This is a genomic window from Gordonibacter pamelaeae 7-10-1-b, assembly GCF_000210055.1.
GTDB classification, from domain to species: Bacteria; Actinomycetota; Coriobacteriia; order Coriobacteriales; family Eggerthellaceae; genus Gordonibacter; species Gordonibacter pamelaeae.
This window is the reverse complement of the sequence record NC_021021.1, coordinates 545,466-546,208: the sequence shown is the minus strand read 5'-3', so window position 1 is coordinate 546,208 and position 743 is coordinate 545,466. Positions and strand designations below refer to the sequence as shown.

General features: G+C 69.4%; 1 protein-coding gene. It reads left to right on the top strand.

Annotation, left to right across the window (positions count from 1 at the left end; translation table 11 throughout):
- Positions 1-207 precede the first annotated feature (207 nt).
- Positions 208-711, top strand: a complete 504-nt coding sequence (locus GPA_RS02575; protein ID WP_015538849.1) for an SH3 domain-containing protein — start codon at positions 208-210, stop codon at positions 709-711.
- The last annotated feature ends 32 nt before the right edge of the window (positions 712-743 follow it).

Below are 743 nucleotides of genomic sequence, written 5' to 3'. Positions count from 1 at the left end.
CGCCCACCCGCGCGGCTGACCGCACGGGTCTGTCGCGCAGCGGTCCTCCGCCCGGCGGGGCGCTCCTTGCGCGAAGGTTTCAGCGCCGTGACCGGCGGCTGACGGTTGCCCGGAACCCCTCGCGCCCGGCGCCGATGTCCCTCACAATCGGAACCCGATACCACGCGCGCCTCGCCGCGCGGACACCTGCGTCGAAGGGACACGATTATGAACAAGCGGAAGATGAGAATGATGGGCATGGTTCTGGCCGGCGTGCTGGCGATGACGCCGTTTCTGCACGGGTGCGCCACCGACGACGGCGGCTCCTCGAACGACAACGGCTCGCAGAACGCGACCGAGCAGCAGGAGCAGAACGGCTCCGAGCAGCAGAACACGGGCAGCCAGGGCGACGTCGTCTACTACGGCCAGGTCATGGGCGTGAACGGTGACGAGATCACCGTTGTCCTGGGCGACCTGAGCGCCGCGGACGGCGAGGGCCTGCAGAAGTTCGAGGCCCAGGAGGACGAGGTCACCTTCAACAAGGGCGACGTCGTCATCGTGGACGAGTCCGGCGCCGTCGTCGACGACCCCACCGTCTCGGCCGACCAGATCGTGGTCATGAGCGGCTCGGGCGACGGCCCCGACATCCGGCCCTCTAAGCTGGAGATACTCCAGTCCAACGCCGACGGCGCCGTGAGCTCCGCGGCTGCGGAGCAGGGCCTGGACCAGTAGCGTCCCCGCCTGCCGCGAAGGACGGCCCTGCC